Origin of the sequence: Halovibrio sp. HP20-59 (genome assembly GCF_033052795.2) — a bacterium.
Classification (GTDB): Bacteria; Pseudomonadota; Gammaproteobacteria; order Pseudomonadales; family Halomonadaceae; genus Vreelandella.
Genome location: NZ_JAWJUW020000189.1, coordinates 1 through 233 on the forward strand (window position 1 = coordinate 1; position 233 = coordinate 233).

Here is a 233-nt window from a genome sequence, read left to right on the forward strand (position 1 = left end):
TTCGATGTCGTGCAGCCTGCGGCAAGAAGCGAACCCGTTAACATCACGGCCGAGCATACCGTTGATGATGTCGTCGCGCTGCTGGTCGCGGCCTGCTGGCACCATCTCTTGAGCAACCACGCTGTGGCAAAGCAGGAATCTGGCGCCGAAGGTGTGCACCAGATGCGTGTTGCCTTGCGCCGTCTGCGCACGATCTGTGTGCTGTTCCGGCACGAGATTCCATCGCCTGCGTT

Annotated in this window: 1 protein-coding gene; it reads left to right on the forward strand. The window is 60.5% G+C overall.

From position 1 onward, the window contains the following. Positions 1–123: 123 nt before the first annotated feature. The coding region (locus RZA33_RS19995) for a CHAD domain-containing protein (protein ID WP_416337898.1) at positions 124–233 on the forward strand (110 nt) is incomplete at its 3' end.